Origin of the sequence: Streptomyces sp. NPDC058464 (assembly GCF_042721035.1) — a bacterium.
Lineage (GTDB): Bacteria > Actinomycetota > Actinomycetes > Streptomycetales > Streptomycetaceae > Streptomyces.
This window is the reverse complement of record NZ_JBHXMA010000069.1, coordinates 1-13,733: the sequence shown is the minus strand read 5'-3', so window position 1 is coordinate 13,733 and position 13,733 is coordinate 1. Positions and strand designations below refer to the sequence as shown.

Sequence of the window (13,733 nt, the reverse complement as noted above, 5' to 3'; positions counted from 1 at the left end):
GGAGGGGAGAACCACTTTGAACGAGCGGCCGATATCGGGGGCGTCGGTTCGGGGGACGCGGAGGAAGCAGGGAATGGCGGTCGTCGCCGGCGTCCTGCTGATGGCCGTCACCGCCTGCGGTGGCGGCTCCTCCTCCGGCAAGGGGACGGACGAGGGCAACGCCAAGGCCAAGGACTCCACCACCCAGGCCGGCAAGCAGTCCGTGGCCACCGTCAGCATCAGCCCCAAGTCCGGCGCGACCGGCGTGGACACCAGCGGGGCGCTCAAGGTCAGCGCCGCCAAGGGCAAGCTGACCGACGTCGACGTCGAGGACGCCAAGGGCAAGAAGATCGACGGGGCGATAGCCGCGGACGGTGCCAGCTGGACGCCCTCGACGCACCTCGCCAACTCCACGAAGTACACGGTGCACGCGGTCGCGAAGGACGCCGACGGCCGTGAGTCGGCGGAGGACTCCAGCTTCACCACGCTGACCCCGAAGAACACGTTCGTCGGCTACTTCACGCCGGAGGACGGTTCCACGGTCGGCGTCGGCATGCCGTTCTCCATCCACTTCACCCGGGGCATCACCGACCCGGACGCGGTCGAGAAGGCGATCACGATCAAGACCGAGCCGGCGGTCGACGTCGAGGGCCACTGGTTCGGCAACGACCGCCTCGACTTCCGCCCCGAGAACTACTGGAAGTCCGGCACGAAGGTCTCCGTCTCCCTCAACCTCAACGGCGTCGAGGGCCGTGACGGCGTGTACGGCGAGCAGGCCAAGACCGTGAAGTTCACGATCGGCCGCAACCAGGTGTCGATCGTCGACGCCAAGAAGCACACGATGAAGGTCATGCAGGACGGCAAGGTCGTGAAGACCCTCGCGGTCACGACCGGCAAGCCGGGCTACGACACGTGGAACGGCCAGATGGTCATCAGCGAGAAGCTGCGCGTGACGCGGATGAACGGCGAGACCGTCGGCTACGGCGGCGAGTACGACATCAAGGACGTGCCGGACGCGATGCGGCTGACCACGTCGGGCACGTTCATCCACGGCAACTACTGGGGTGGCGACGCGTTCGGCAACTACAACGCGAGCCACGGGTGCGTCGGGCTTCGGGACATCCGGGGCGGGGGTGACCGGTCGGTGCCGGCCGCCTGGTTCTTCGATCACTCGATCATCGGCGACGTGGTGACGGTGAAGCACTCCAACGACCAGACGGTTTCGCCTGACAACGGGCTCAACGGGTGGAACATGTCCTGGAAGGAATGGACCAAGTAGTTCGTCGGGTGCGGGGCCGGTGGGGGTTGTTCGCGCCCACGGGGCGGAGCCGTACATCGATACAGCCCCGCGCCCCTGAAGGGGCGCTGATGAACCGGCGTTAACCTGCTCGGTATGACTGTGACCCTCGAAGTCTCCGAAGGCGTCGGTACTCTCCGCCTCGACCGGCCGCCCATGAACGCGCTGGACGTCGCCACCCAGGACCGGATCAAGGAGCTGGCGGGAGAGGCCGCCCGTCGCGAAGACGTTCGTGCCGTCGTCGTCTACGGCGGCGAGAAGGTCTTCGCGGCGGGGGCCGACATCAAGGAAATGCAGAACATGGACCATGCCGCCATGGTTCTGCGCGCCCGTGACCTCCAGGACTCCTTCACCGCCGTCGCCCGGATCCCCAAGCCGGTCGTCGCCGCCGTCACCGGTTACGCGCTGGGCGGCGGTTGCGAGCTCGCCCTCTGCGCGGACTACCGGATCGCCGCCGACAACGCCAAGCTCGGTCAGCCCGAGATCCTGCTCGGGCTCATCCCGGGGGCCGGCGGCACCCAGCGGCTGCCCCGGCTGGTCGGTCCGTCCAAGGCCAAGGACCTGATCTTCACGGGACGGATGGTCAAAGCGGACGAGGCGCTCGCCATCGGCCTGGTCGACCGTGTCGTGCCCGCCGCCGACGTCTACACCGAGGCGCACGCCTGGGCGGCGAAGCTGGCGCAGGGGCCGGCGATCGCGCTGCGGGCCGCCAAGGAGGCGATCGACACCGGCGTCGAGACCGACCTGGAGACGGGACTGGCCGTCGAACGGAACTGGTTCGCCGGGCTGTTCGCGACCGAGGACCGGGAGCGCGGGATGCGGAGCTTTGTGGAGGAGGGGCCTGGCAAGGCCAAGTTCCTGTGATCTTCGCCCTGCTGTGAATGTTCCGAACCGCTTGCAATTGACGCGATGTCTGATTCCGGGTCCCCCGATGGGGCGGATTATGGGAGCCTTAAGGCAACCCTAAGCCCGCCTTGTCGAGGGGGTCTGGCGATTGCCCGGAGACGGAACATCTTCGCAGGTCGGACGGGGTGTTGAGGCTTCCGGAATGCCTTCGGCATATGCCGCGAGCCCGGCATCGGGCGGAAGCTTCCCGGGGGCGTATTCCTCGGGAACGGCCCCGGAGGGTGCTCTGGGCGGCCATGATGGGGGCATGGCGGGGCTGGAGGGCATCGAACAGCCGCGGGGACACAGCCGTGCGGCCGCGGCGCGCTGGTCGCCTGCGGTCGAGGACGAGCGGGCACTCAAAGCAATCGAACTGTTCGGCAATCCCACGGACGCGGAGGTTCCGCTGCCGTCCCGCCCCGAGTCCGCGGCCACCGCCCGCCGGCTCGCCCAGGTCGTCGTTCTCCGCCAGTGGCGGCTCAGTCCCAAGATGACGGAAGACGCTGTTTTACTCGTCTCGGAGCTGGTGGGCAACGCCGTACGGCACACGGGGGCCCGGGTCTTCGGCCTCCGGATGCGCCGCCGCCCCGGGTGGATCCGGGTGGAGGTACGCGATCCGTCGCGCGGACTGCCCTGCCTGATGCCGGTTCAGGAGACGGACATCAGCGGCCGCGGCCTGTTCCTGGTGGACAAGCTGTCGGACCGATGGGGTGTGGACCTGCTGCCCAGAGGCAAGACGACGTGGTTCGAGATGCGGGTCGCTGACCGATAGCGGCCGGCATGCAGCGCCCCGTCGGGGGCGCGGGGCTGTATCGATGTGCGGCTGCCGCCGCGTGGGCGCGATCGGCACCCGCCGGGCCTGCGGCCGCAAACGCAACCCTTATCGGGTCAATAGCCAACTTTCTTACCCATCCCGCCTTAAATGGTGCAGGTGACCCCCACCCACCGACGTGACCTCCTCCGCGCAGGCGCCGCCTTCACCGCCGGAGGCACATTCGCCACCGGTTGCGGTAACACCGGTACGGCCACTGCGGCACCGCCCGCCACATCCCCCACGTCACCTTCGGCTTCCCCCAAGCGGCTCCCCTTCCAGGTCACCCACGGCCCCCGCACCCGCGCCTCCGTCGCCCTCACCTTCCACGGCCAGGGCGACCCCGCCCTCGCCACCCGGCTCCTCACCACCGCCGAGCAGCACGGCGCCCACCTCACGGTCCTGGCCGTCGGCAGCTGGCTCGACGCGTACCCCGCCATGGCCCGCCGCATCCTGGACGGCGGCCACGACCTGGGCAACCACACCCAGCGGCACGTCTCCATCAACGCCATGGCGGAGCCGGACGCCCGGAAGGAGATCACCGACTGCGCGGACCGCCTCAAGCGGCTCACCGGATCGATCGGGAGCTGGTTCCGCCCCTCCCGGGCGCCGACCGCCTCCCCGCTCGTCGCCCGGCTCGCGGCCGAGGCCGGCTACCCGCACGTGCTGTCGTACGACGTCGACTCGCTCGACTACACCCGGCCCGGCGCACCGGCCATCACCCGCAAGGTGCTCGCGGAGGTCACGGGGGGCTCGGTGGTGAGCATGCACTTCGGGTATCCGGACACGGTCGCCGCCCTCCCCGCCGTCCTCGAAGAACTGCACCGCCGTGGACTGCGCGCGGTCACCACCACGGAGCTGCTCAGCTGATGCGAACCACGAACGCCGCCCGTCTGCTGTCCGCCGGTGCCGTCCTCGCCGCCCTGGCGCTGCTGCCCGCGTGCAGCGGCGGATCCGAGGGCCCCGCGACACCGGCCGCCACCACCGCGGCCGTGCAGCCGCCGGCGAAGAAGGCGGAGCCGGTCGCCGTCGGGCTGCCGGGCATGCCCCCGGTCCTCGATCCGAAGGACGTGTACGCCGCCGACCGCCCCGGCAACCTCTCACCCGTGGTCAAGGGCTTCCCGTCCCTGGTCTACGTCCCGAACACCAACTCCGACACGGTCTCGGTCATCGACCCGAAGACGTACAAGGTGATCGGGACCATCCGGGTCGGCCGGCAGCCGCAGCACGTCGTGCCGTCCTGGGACCTGAAGACCCTCTGGGTCAACAACGACCTGGGCAACAGCCTCACCCCCATCGACCCGCGGACCGGCCGGGCCGGCAAGCCGGTCCCCGTCCACGACCCGTACAACCTGTACTTCACGCCCAACGGCAGGTACGCGATCGTGATGGCGTCCAACGACCGCCAGCTGGTCTTCCGGGACGCGCACACCATGAAGACCGTCAAGGCCGTCCCGGTCGGCTGCTACGGGGTCAACCACGCCGACTTCTCCCTCGACGGCCGGTACTTCATCGTCTCCTGCGAGTTCAGTGGCGAACTGCTCAAGGTGGACACGGAGAAGATGGAGGTGCTCCGCCACGAGAAACTGCCGTTCCACGGCGCCATGCCGCAGGACGTCAAGGTCTCGCCGGACGGGAAGCGGTTCTACATCGCCGACATGATGGCCGACGGGCTGTGGATCCTGAACGGCGACACCTTCGCCAAGCCGGGCTTCCTGCACACCGGCAAGGGCACCCACGGGCTGTACGTCAGCCGGGACTCGCGCGTGATGTACATCTCCAACCGGGGCGAGGGCACCATCTCCGTCTTCGACTTCGCCCGGAACCGGCTGACGGCGAAGTGGCGGCTGCCGGGCGGCGGCAGCCCCGACATGGGCGGGGTGTCGGCGGACGGCAAGGTGCTCTGGCTGTCCGGCCGCTACAACTCCGAGGTGTACGCCATCGACACGAACACCGGCACCGAACTGGCCCGCATCCGCGTCGGCAGCGGCCCGCACGGCCTCGCCGTCTACCCGCAGCCGGGCCGCTACTCGCTCGGCCACACCGGCATCTTCCGCTGAGTCTCAGGCCTTGAGTCTCAGGCCTTGAGCAGCAGCGCCTCGGCGCCGACCGGTACATAGCCGGCCGCCTGGAACGCCCGCATGCTGCGGGCGTTCCCCGGGGCGATCTGTGCCCACAGGGGTTCCGCGGCGAGCTGCCGGGCGGCGGTCAGCAGGGCCCGGCCCAGCCCCCGCTGGCGTACCCCCTCGTCCACCTCCAGGGAGACCTCCAGACGTCCCGCGACGCCCCGGCCCAGCACCAGCACCCCGCCGTCCGCCGCCCAGGCGCGGACCTCGTCCCGGCGGGCCCGGGCGTAGGCGACCCGGGAGTGGTCGGGGCCGGTGAGCTCGGTCAGGGGCAGGTCCGGGCGGCCGGGCAGCGGGTCGGCCACCAGCAGCGCGTCGATGGTCTCCTGCTCGCGGCCGGTGCGGTCCATCAGGGCGGTGAGGAAGCGTGAGTTCATCGTGGCGGCCAGCGGGTCGCTGGGGGTCGCGCGCAGGGTGTCGTACACCCACTCCGGGTCCTCGTCGACGAAGACGACCGAGTGGGCGGTGAAGGAGAGGACGCCCGCGTCCCGCGGGGACGGCTGGGGCACGACCGTCGTACGGCCGTCGGGCGGGGGGAAGACACCCCGGGCCGCCGCGTCCAGAATGTCCCGCAGGCTGTTCTCCGCCACCGTGCTCCTCGACTCCCCGGGACTCCCCGCGACTCCTTGAGTCTCCACCCGCTGGAAGGCCCACACTCACACACATGATCGACGACGGCACCGGACTTTTCACCATCGGCGAGCTGGCGAAGGCCACCGGGCTGACCGTGCGCACCATCCGCTACTGGTCCGACGAGGGCGTGCTCACCCCGGTGACCCGCTCGCCGGGCGGCTACCGGCTGTACGACGCCGAGTCGTTCGCCCGCCTGGAGCTGATCCGCACCCTGCGCGAGCTGGGGCTCGGCCTCGGGCACGTACGTGCGGTGCTCTCCGGCGAGCAGACCGTGGCCGAGGTCGCGGCCGCGCACGTGGCGGCGCTGGACGCGCAGATCCGCTCCCTCAAGGTGACCCGTGCGGTGCTGTCGACGGTGGCGCGACGTGGTTCGAACGCGGAGGAGATGACGCTCATGAACAAGCTGGCGCGGCTGTCGGCGGCCGAACGGAAGCGGATCATGGAGGAGTTCGTGGCGGAGCTGTTCCACGGGCTCGACGCCGTGGACCCGGCCATCGAGGAACGGATGCGCTCCATCGCGGTGGACCTGCCGCAGGAGCCCACCACCGAGCAGGTGGACGCCTGGGTGGAGCTGGCGGAGATGGTCCAGGACCCGGAGTTCCGGGCGCAGATGCGGCGGGTGGTCGAGTTCAACGCGGCGGACCAGGGGGGCTCCGCCGGTTCCGGGCGGTCCACGTGGTTTCCCATGCGGCTGGTGCAGCTGGGCGGGGAGGCCCTGGAGCGGGGCGTCGCACCCGAGTCGCCGGAGGCGGAGGCCATCGTGCGGGAGGTGCTGGGGAGCGGGGACCTGACCGCCGTACTCGAACGGATGGAGTCGGCGTCCAACGACCGGCTCGCCAGGTACCGGCAGTTGCTGTGCGAGGTGAAGGGTACGGGGCCCGCGGCCGCACACCGTGCGGAGTTCGCCTGGGTGGTCGCCGCACTGCGCGCTCGCGCGGCCGGTTAATCTGACCTCCGTCAACAGGCAGTAAAGCGTACGAAGGGGCGGATCCGGTGGCGGACATCGAGGAAGCACGCAAGCAGTTCGAGCGGATCGATACGGACGGTGACGGCGTCATCACCGCGGCCGAGTTCAAGACCGCCCTGGCGCAGGGGGGCGACTGGAACGTGACCGACACGGTCGCGGAGGCCATCATCAAGACCCGGGACCTCAACGGTGACAAGGTCCTGTCGTTCGACGAGTTCTGGGCCTACCTGAACAAGTAGGCGCCAAGCGCGCAGGGGGTCCGCCGGACCGCGGGCCCCCTTTCTCCTGCCGGGGGGCGGCCCGCACGCCCCGGTCTCGACGCGCACGGTCCAGCGGCCGCCGTGCCGTTCCAGGGTCAGCGGCAGGTCGAAGCACTTGCCGACCCGGTCACCGGTGAGGACCTCTGCCGCCGGGCGCCGCGTCGGATGCACCCGGGCCCCGAGCAGACCGAGCAGGGTGGACTTCCCGGCGCCGTTGGCCCCGAGCAGCGCCCAGTGCTCGCCGGCCCGGACGGTCAGGGACACCTCCTGGAGGATCGGCCGCCCGTCCCGGACCACGTGCACGTCGTCCGCGCGCAGTACGACGCTCATCGCACCGCGGCCCGGTTCACCGCGGACAGCACCGCCCCCACCGAGGCGGCGAGCGGGGAGGGATCCTCCGCCGCGCCCCAGACCGCCGCCGTACCGTTCACCCGGCACTCGGCGAAGCGGTACGGCCCGCTGCCGGTGACCTCCAGGATCTCCGTCGCGTGTCCGGCGCCGGCCAGCGCGTCGGCGAACGCGGTGAGCGGGCCGGAGCCGGTGCCCTCGTGGTCGCCGCTGCGGTCGGCCGTGCGGAGGGTGCAGACGAAGCGGTGCCGGCCCGGTGCCTCCTCGTGCACCGACCAGGAGTCCAGCCGGACCTCGCCGCCGGTGCCCTCGGACAGGTAGGCGGTGCGGAAGAGGTCGTACAGCTCCTTCGGCATGGCCTCCCGGCCGCTCGCGTCCGTCACCTCCTGGACGAGACGCGCGAACTCGGGGCGCATCCGCTCCGGCAGGTCGACGCCGTGGTGGGTGCGCAGCAGGTACGCCGAACCTCCCTTGCCCGACTGTGAGTTGACGCGGATCACCGCTTCGTACGTCCGGCCCAGGTCCGCCGGGTCGACCGGCAGGTAGGGGACGGACCAGGGGGCCCGGGCCTCGGGCACCCCCGACTCCGCCGCCCGGCGGGCGTGTTCCTCGAACCCCTTGCCGATCGCGTCCTGGTGGGTGCCGGAGAACGCGGTGTGGACGAGCTCGCCGGCGTAGGGGTGGCGCGGGTGCACGGGGAGCCGGTTGCACTCCTCGACGGTCTCGCGGACCGCGTCGATGTCACCGAGGTCGACCATGGGATCGACCCCCTGGGCGAACAGGTTGAGGGCGAGGGTGACCAGGTCGACGTTGCCGGTGCGCTCGCCGTTGCCGAACAGGCAGCCCTCCACCCGCTGGGCGCCGGCCAGCACGGCGAGTTCGGCGCAGGCGACCCCGGTGCCGCGGTCGTTGTGCGGGTGCACGGAGAGGATCACCGAGTCACGGCGGGCGAGGTGGCGGTGGGCGTACTCGATCTGGTCGGCGTAGACGTTCGGGGTGGCGATCTCGACGGTCGCCGGGAGGTTGTGGGTGACCGGCCGGTCCGGGCTCGCGTCCCACAACTCGCTGAGCCCGTCGCAGAGTTCGAGGACGAAGTCGGGCTCGGTGAGGTTGTAGGTCTCCGGGGAGAACTGGAAGCGGATGCCGGGCGCGTCCCCGGCCCGGCGGGCCATGTGCGCGGCCGCCTCGCGCACGGTCCGCCACACCTCGGCGCGGCCGCGGCGCAGCACCACCTCCCGCCACACCGGAGAGGTGGCGATGTAGAGGTGGACGACGGCCCGCTCCATCCCCTCGATCGCCTCGAAGGTCCGGTCGATCAGGTCCCGCCGGGCCGGGGTGAAGACGACGGGCGTCACGTCGCCGGGCACCGCACCGCTCGTCACCAGGTGCCGTACGAAGTCGAAGTCGGTCCGGCTCGCGGACGGGTAGCCGACCTCGATCTCCTTGAAGCCCAGCCGGACCAGCAGATCGAAGAAGCGGCGCTTGCGCGGGGTGTCCATCGGCTCGGCGAGCGCCTGGTTGCCGTCGCGCAGGTCGACCGGCACCCACAGCGGGGCGCGCTCGATCCGGGCGGCGGGCCAGTCGCGGCCGTCCGCCACCGGCACCCGCACCCGCTCGTGGAAGGGGCGGTAGCGGTGGTACGGCATGGGGCTGGGCTGCTGGGGATTCCACAGGAGGGTCATCGTGCTGCTGCCTCTCGGCGCGTCTGTCGGTCGGACGGTGACCGGCAGCACGGCGACCCGCGGCGGGGTGCCGGTCGCGTCAGGCCCCGCCGCGGCAGCCGAGAAGGAGACCGCGGAGCGTCATGGCCGGTACGCTAGCGACTCCTCAGGTCCTCAGACAAGTGAGAATTCCTGTGAAGCGTGTTCGTCCGCAGAGGAGTTGGTGACCCCGCATGGCCCTCGGTCCCGTCCGTCCGAGCCCCCTGGTCGAACAGGCCGCCGCCCGGCTGCGGGCGCAGATCACCGGCGGCGCCTGGCCCGTCGGGACCCGGCTGCCCGGCGAGACGACCCTGGCGAAGGAGCTCGGCGTGGGCCGCTCCACGGTCCGCGAGGCGCTGCGCGCGCTCGCCGGGGCCGGGCTGGTGCAGCCCCGGCAGGGCTCGGGCGTCTTCGTCGTCGCGACCGAGGCCGCCGAGGACTGGCCGACACGGCTGCGCCGGGCCGCGGTGACCGACGTGTACGAGGTACGGACGGCGGTCGAGGTGCACGCGGCCCGGCTGGCCGCGGAGCGCCGCACGGCCGAGGACGTGGCGGCGATCGAGGCGGCGCTGGCGGACCGCCGGGCGGCGGGGAGCGCGGACGACGCGGCCTTCGTCGACGCCGACATCGCCTTCCACGCGGCCGTGGTCGCCGCAGCGCACAACCCCGTGCTCACCGATCTGTTCGCCGAGTTCAGGCCGGTGCTCCGGGAAGGGCTGATCGAGCTGCTGGCCCTGACCGGACTGCGCACCGCCGACCCGGACACCGGGGACGCGGCCCACGAGGCACTGGCACGCGCGGTGTCCGAGGGCGACGCGGAGGCGGCGGCCGAGGTACTGCGGGCGGAGCTGGCGGATCCGTTCGGCGGCCGGCCGGTGCCGTCGCGGGGGCCGGAACCGGGGCCTCACCCGGTCGGCCCTGCCGCGGAATAGGTCATGCACGGCCGGGGTTGTTGCCGCACAGCAGCGTATGCATGCAAGTGCATGGACTCTCGAAAGGCGTGTCATGAAGATCGGCATCATCGGGGCGGGCAACATCGGCGGCAACCTCACCCGGCGGCTGACCGCCCTCGGCCATGACGTGTCCGTGGCGAACTCGCGGGGCCCCGAGACGCTCGCCGCGCTGGCCGAGGAGACGGGAGCGACGGCGGTACGGGCCGAGGAGGCCGCGCGCGACGCCGAGGTCGTGGTGGTCACGGTCCCGGTGAAGGCGGTCCCGAGCCTGCCGTCCGGCCTCCTGGACGGCGCCGCGGACAACGTCGCCGTGATCGACACCAACAACTACTACCCGCGCGAGCGGGACGGCCGGATCGCCGGCATCGAGGACGAGGGCATCACGGAGAGCCGCTGGACCGAGCGGCAGATCGGCCACGCCGTGATCAAGGCCTTCAACGGCACCTTCGCCCAGGACATCCTGGACCGCCACCTCCCCGCCGGGGACCCGGACCGCCAGGCCCTCCCGGTCTCCGGCGACGACGAGGCGGCCAAGCGGGTCGTCCGCGCCCTGATCGACGAACTCGGCTTCGACACCGTCGACAACGGCGGTATCGACGACTCCTGGCGCCAGCAGCCGGGCACCCCGGTGTACGGCCTGCGCGCGGACGTCGAGGGCGTCCGGAAGGCCCTGGCGGAGGCCTCCCCGGAGCGCCCGGAGGGCTTCCGCGGCTGACGGCACCCGCAGGGGGCGTCGGGGGAGGGGCGGAGGGTCAGTCCTCCTTCGACGCCCAGGCTTTCAGAGCGGCCTTGTCGGCGAAGTCGGCGACGTCCTTGTCGTGCGGGTCGCTGGTGTACTGGTGGAAGAGCCAGTCGGCCTGGATGCGCGGGTGGCCGGCGCCGACGTAGTCGGCGATCCAGAGGCCGTCGCCGGCGTACGAGGTCGTGTCGACGGTGAGCCAGAAGTTGCGATTCGTGTAGAGGATCACCTGATGGTTCGGCCGGAGTGCCTTCACCTTGCGGATGAAGGAGTCCTTCTCGGCGTTGCTCGCGTGTGTGCCGTCGCCGGTGGTCTCCCAGTCGACGGCGAGGATCTCGCCCGCCTTCTCGGGGGCGTGCTGGACGAAGTACTCGGCCTGGGCGGTGAGGTTGCCGGGCCAGAGGAAGTGGTAGAAGCCGACGACCAGTCCGGCGTCGCGTCCGGTCTTGGTCTGGGCGGCGAGCTTGGGGTTGACGTACGAACGCCCCTCCGTCGCCTTGATGAAGACGAAGGAGAGGCCGTCCGTGTCGTAGCCGGAGGTCTGGTACGCGCTCACGTCGATTCCGTGGAGCATGGGGGGACTCCCTGGGTGCCAGTGGGGTGACACGAGTTGCAACTGCGTATGTCGTATTCCCCGCCGCGCCGAGAGGGATCCGCGTGGGCGCGTGAATTGTCAGCTCCGGGCCGCCACCCCGCTGAGCACGGCCGCCGACTTCGTCGACCAGTCCGAGGTGATGATGCTGGCATGGTCGGCGGCGAGCAGCGCCAGCCGGGCCGAGACCTCGGCGTCGGTCGGTGCGGTCGAGGAGATCGCCGGTGAGACGTTGTAGGCGTCCGTCATGATCAGGATGTAGTGGTTCGCGGAGTAGAACGACGTGTCGTAGCCGTTGTTCACGTACGTCGCCGCGTCCCCGTCGAAGAACACGAACCAGGGCTGGATCGAGGCGTCGTACCTGCTGGTCCGGGGATCCCCGCTCGCGGCGCCCAGCACGGCGGGGAAGGCCTGGGCCTGGGAGATGTTCCCGGCCGCGTACAGGTCCCGCAGGTGGTCACCGTACTCCTGGTCCGTCCAGTAGTGGTCGAACGGGTTGGCCTCCTCCACCGTGCCCGGGATCACTTCGAAGATGAACTTGCCCTTGAGCTGGTCGCGGGTGGGCCAGGCGTCGGCCTTCGCGGCGGCGTCGAGCGTCGAGTACGAGGAGCCGAGCAGGTCGGCCGGCTTGTACACGCTGCTGCCCAGCTTCTGCGAGACGAGCGTGTCGAACGCGGTCGGGCCGAGGCCGATGGTCTGGTTGAACCCGACCTTCATCTCGACCTTGACGACGATGGGCGCGTGGTCCGGGTGCAGTTGCTCCCAGGCCGCCATGTTGTCCAGGCAGCTCCCCAGGTCCTGGCTGGTGGCCTGGCTGTACAACTGGCTGGGGGTGTTGGCGTATTCGCAGTTGTTGTTGTCGCCCCACGGGTTGCTGTGGCTGACCCGCCACCGCTTGCTGATGCTGTCGACGTAGACGTCCAGCTCCAGCAGCGAGGCCCCGGAGTCCAGGGCCTGCGCCCAGTAGGTGTACTTGTCCTTCTCGTACGCGTTGTGCGTGCCGATGCTGGTGGTCTCGGAGAACTTCACCGCGTTCAGGCCGGTGTCCGCGTGCGCGGCGGAGCCCGCCATCACGAACAGGGCCCCGGCACCCACGACCGCCGCCAGCCGTCTCAGTACGCGCATGACCCAACTCCCTTGTGTTGGTGGTGAGTTGGCGGCAGCGTAGAAGCAGGCGGTTACTGATCGGTAGCCCCTGGGGGAACATCGGCCTCCGGAACCCGCTCAGGACGCTCAGGACTCGGGAGGCCGCACGTACGCTGGGCACATGCCGAGGCCGGAGGAGGCGCTGGTGGCGACGGGTCCGGTGGCGGGGCGGCGGCCCGCGGGCCTGTTCGTGGGGCTGTGCACCCTGGACGTCATCCAGCTGGTGGACCATGTGCCGGGGCCGGACGAGAAGCTGACGGCCCGTGACCAGGTGGCCGCCGCGGGCGGTCCGGCCACGGGCGCGGCGGTGGCCTTCGGCCGGCTGGGCGGCCTGCCCCGGTTGCTCACGGGCCTCGGCTCACACCCGCTGGCCCTGGGCGTCCGGGCGGACCTCGACGCGCTCGGCGTGCGCGTCACGGACCTGGCCGCCGGGCGCGTGGACCCGCCCGCGGTGTCCTCGATCCTCGTGACCGCGTCGACCGGAGAGCGCGCGGTCGCCTCGACCAACGCGACCGGGCACCGGCTGCGGGCCCCGGCCGGCCTGGAGGAGCTGGTGGTGTCGTGCGACATCGCCGAGTTCGACGGGCATCACATGGACCTGGCCGTCGAGGTCGCGCACGCCGCCCGTTCGGCCGGCCGCCGCACCCTGCTCGACGCGGGCAGCTGGAAGGACGGCACCGAGAGGCTGCTGGCGTCGACCGACATCGCCGTGTGCTCGGCGGACTTCCACCCGCCCGGTACCGGCACGCCCGCCGAGACCCTGGAGTTCCTCCGGGACCACGGGGTGACCTGGGCGGCGGTCACCGGTGGCGGGGCGCCGATCCTGTGGGCGGGCCCCGGCGGCGGTGGCCTCGTCGGCGTTCCCGAGACCCGCGTGGTGGACACGCTGGGCGCGGGTGACGTCCTGCACGGAGCCCTCGCCCACCACCTGAGCGGCCCCGACCGCGTCGACGGCCCCGCCTTCGCGGACGCCCTGGCCCGGGCGGCGGCGGTGGCCTCCCACGCGTGCGCCTCGTTCGGCACGCGCGCGTGGCTGACGGCGGACTGAGGCGGGCTGGGGCGGGCTGGGGCGGGCCGGGTCGGGCTGACCGGCGACCACGGGCGAACGCGGAACGCTTCGACTTCCTCATGGGCCCTATGGACCCCATGGACCACGAAAACGGTAATGGGGGGGCCGCGTCGGCTCTGCCGGACGCGTCCCCCGTCCCCCGTCCCCCGTCCCCCGTCCCCCGTCCCCCGTCCCCCGTCCCCCGTCCCCCGTCCCCCGTCCCCCGTCCCCCGTCCCCCGTCCCCCGTC

14 protein-coding genes and 1 pseudogene are annotated in these 13,733 nt (G+C 71.4%); 10 read left to right on the top strand and 5 right to left on the bottom strand.

Annotated elements, in window-relative coordinates; genetic code table 11:
- Positions 1-16 precede the first annotated feature (16 nt).
- The 5 genes from ACFWPQ_RS48330 to ACFWPQ_RS48310 all read left to right on the top strand — a co-directional run bounded on the left by ACFWPQ_RS48330 (position 17) and on the right by ACFWPQ_RS48310 (position 5,032).
- Entirely contained in the window at positions 17-1,258 is a 1,242-nt protein-coding gene (locus ACFWPQ_RS48330) for an Ig-like domain-containing protein (RefSeq protein ID WP_384050603.1), read from the top strand.
- 114 nt (positions 1,259-1,372) lie between these two features.
- On the top strand, positions 1,373-2,140 hold the full coding sequence (locus ACFWPQ_RS48325; RefSeq protein WP_384050601.1) for an enoyl-CoA hydratase/isomerase family protein: 768 nt from the start codon (positions 1,373-1,375) through the stop codon (positions 2,138-2,140).
- Positions 2,141-2,429: 289 nt separating this feature from the next.
- On the top strand, positions 2,430-2,933 hold the full coding sequence (locus ACFWPQ_RS48320) for an ATP-binding protein (protein ID WP_217547724.1): 504 nt from the start codon (positions 2,430-2,432) through the stop codon (positions 2,931-2,933).
- A gap of 150 nt (positions 2,934-3,083) precedes the next feature.
- Positions 3,084-3,842, top strand: a complete 759-nt coding sequence (locus ACFWPQ_RS48315) for a polysaccharide deacetylase family protein (RefSeq protein WP_384050598.1) — start codon at positions 3,084-3,086, stop codon at positions 3,840-3,842.
- On the top strand, positions 3,842-5,032 hold the full coding sequence (locus ACFWPQ_RS48310) for a YncE family protein (RefSeq protein ID WP_384050595.1): 1,191 nt from the start codon (positions 3,842-3,844) through the stop codon (positions 5,030-5,032). The genes ACFWPQ_RS48315 and ACFWPQ_RS48310 overlap by 1 nt, the downstream gene beginning before the upstream one ends.
- Before the next feature lie 17 nt (positions 5,033-5,049).
- On the opposite strand, the gene ACFWPQ_RS48305 is transcribed toward ACFWPQ_RS48310, so the two are convergent.
- On the bottom strand, positions 5,050-5,688 hold the full coding sequence (locus tag ACFWPQ_RS48305) for a GNAT family N-acetyltransferase (protein ID WP_384050592.1): 639 nt from the start codon (positions 5,686-5,688) through the stop codon (positions 5,050-5,052).
- A 74-nt stretch (positions 5,689-5,762) separates the two neighbouring features.
- Here ACFWPQ_RS48305 and ACFWPQ_RS48300 point away from each other — a divergent pair, with 74 nt between their 5' ends.
- Both ACFWPQ_RS48300 and ACFWPQ_RS48295 read left to right on the top strand, forming a co-directional pair.
- Positions 5,763-6,677, top strand: coding sequence for a MerR family transcriptional regulator (locus tag ACFWPQ_RS48300; RefSeq protein ID WP_384050589.1), 915 nt, complete (start codon positions 5,763-5,765; stop codon positions 6,675-6,677).
- 47 nt (positions 6,678-6,724) lie between these two features.
- Positions 6,725-6,937, top strand: coding sequence for an EF-hand domain-containing protein (locus tag ACFWPQ_RS48295; protein WP_383711840.1), 213 nt, complete (start codon positions 6,725-6,727; stop codon positions 6,935-6,937).
- Between the two features lie 135 nt (positions 6,938-7,072).
- On the opposite strand, the pseudogene ACFWPQ_RS48290 reads toward ACFWPQ_RS48295, so the two are convergent.
- Both ACFWPQ_RS48290 and ACFWPQ_RS48285 read right to left on the bottom strand, forming a co-directional pair.
- Positions 7,073-7,288, bottom strand: a pseudogene (locus ACFWPQ_RS48290) (ATP-binding cassette domain-containing protein); the annotation flags it as partial.
- The gene (locus ACFWPQ_RS48285; protein ID WP_384050586.1) at positions 7,285-8,988 is read right to left on the bottom strand and encodes a 2-isopropylmalate synthase; all 1,704 of its coding nucleotides are present in this window, start codon (positions 8,986-8,988) and stop codon (positions 7,285-7,287) included. The pseudogene ACFWPQ_RS48290 and the gene ACFWPQ_RS48285, both read right to left, overlap by 4 nt.
- Before the next feature lie 212 nt (positions 8,989-9,200).
- Here ACFWPQ_RS48285 and ACFWPQ_RS48280 point away from each other — a divergent pair, with 212 nt between their 5' ends.
- Together ACFWPQ_RS48280 and ACFWPQ_RS48275 are read left to right on the top strand one after the other, a co-directional pair.
- Positions 9,201-9,938, top strand: coding sequence for a FadR/GntR family transcriptional regulator (locus ACFWPQ_RS48280; protein WP_384050583.1), 738 nt, complete (start codon positions 9,201-9,203; stop codon positions 9,936-9,938).
- Positions 9,862-10,674, top strand: a complete 813-nt coding sequence (locus tag ACFWPQ_RS48275) for an NADPH-dependent F420 reductase (protein WP_384050656.1) — start codon at positions 9,862-9,864, stop codon at positions 10,672-10,674. The genes ACFWPQ_RS48280 and ACFWPQ_RS48275 overlap by 77 nt, the downstream gene beginning before the upstream one ends.
- Positions 10,675-10,711: 37 nt before the next feature.
- Here ACFWPQ_RS48275 and ACFWPQ_RS48270 read toward each other — a convergent pair whose 3' ends face one another.
- A complete protein-coding gene (locus ACFWPQ_RS48270) occupies positions 10,712-11,272 on the bottom strand; it encodes a glycoside hydrolase family 25 protein (RefSeq protein WP_384050580.1) in 561 nt (186 codons plus the stop codon).
- A 99-nt stretch (positions 11,273-11,371) separates the two neighbouring features.
- On the bottom strand, positions 11,372-12,415 hold the full coding sequence (locus ACFWPQ_RS48265; protein ID WP_384050577.1) for a phosphatidylinositol-specific phospholipase C domain-containing protein: 1,044 nt from the start codon (positions 12,413-12,415) through the stop codon (positions 11,372-11,374).
- Positions 12,416-12,557: 142 nt separating this feature from the next.
- Here ACFWPQ_RS48265 and ACFWPQ_RS48260 point away from each other — a divergent pair, with 142 nt between their 5' ends.
- The gene (locus tag ACFWPQ_RS48260; protein ID WP_384050574.1) at positions 12,558-13,484 is read left to right on the top strand and encodes a PfkB family carbohydrate kinase; all 927 of its coding nucleotides are present in this window, start codon (positions 12,558-12,560) and stop codon (positions 13,482-13,484) included.
- Positions 13,485-13,733 lie beyond the last annotated feature (249 nt).

Bases quoted from the DNA above. Each gene is read 5' to 3' on its own strand.
- ACFWPQ_RS48265 (WP_384050577.1), bottom strand. From the start codon at position 12,415: ATGCGCGTACTGAGACGGCTGGCGGCGGTCGTGGGTGCCGGGGCCCTG.
- ACFWPQ_RS48280 (WP_384050583.1), top strand. From the start codon at position 9,201: ATGGCCCTCGGTCCCGTCCGTCCGAGCCCCCTGGTCGAACAGGCCGCC.
- ACFWPQ_RS48320 (WP_217547724.1), top strand. From the start codon at position 2,430: ATGGCGGGGCTGGAGGGCATCGAACAGCCGCGGGGACACAGCCGTGCG.
- ACFWPQ_RS48285 (WP_384050586.1), bottom strand. From the start codon at position 8,988: ATGACCCTCCTGTGGAATCCCCAGCAGCCCAGCCCCATGCCGTACCAC.
- ACFWPQ_RS48315 (WP_384050598.1), top strand. From the start codon at position 3,084: ATGGTGCAGGTGACCCCCACCCACCGACGTGACCTCCTCCGCGCAGGC.
- ACFWPQ_RS48310 (WP_384050595.1), top strand. From the start codon at position 3,842: ATGCGAACCACGAACGCCGCCCGTCTGCTGTCCGCCGGTGCCGTCCTC.
- ACFWPQ_RS48300 (WP_384050589.1), top strand. From the start codon at position 5,763: ATGATCGACGACGGCACCGGACTTTTCACCATCGGCGAGCTGGCGAAG.
- ACFWPQ_RS48270 (WP_384050580.1), bottom strand. From the start codon at position 11,272: ATGCTCCACGGAATCGACGTGAGCGCGTACCAGACCTCCGGCTACGAC.
- ACFWPQ_RS48325 (WP_384050601.1), top strand. From the start codon at position 1,373: ATGACTGTGACCCTCGAAGTCTCCGAAGGCGTCGGTACTCTCCGCCTC.
- ACFWPQ_RS48260 (WP_384050574.1), top strand. From the start codon at position 12,558: ATGCCGAGGCCGGAGGAGGCGCTGGTGGCGACGGGTCCGGTGGCGGGG.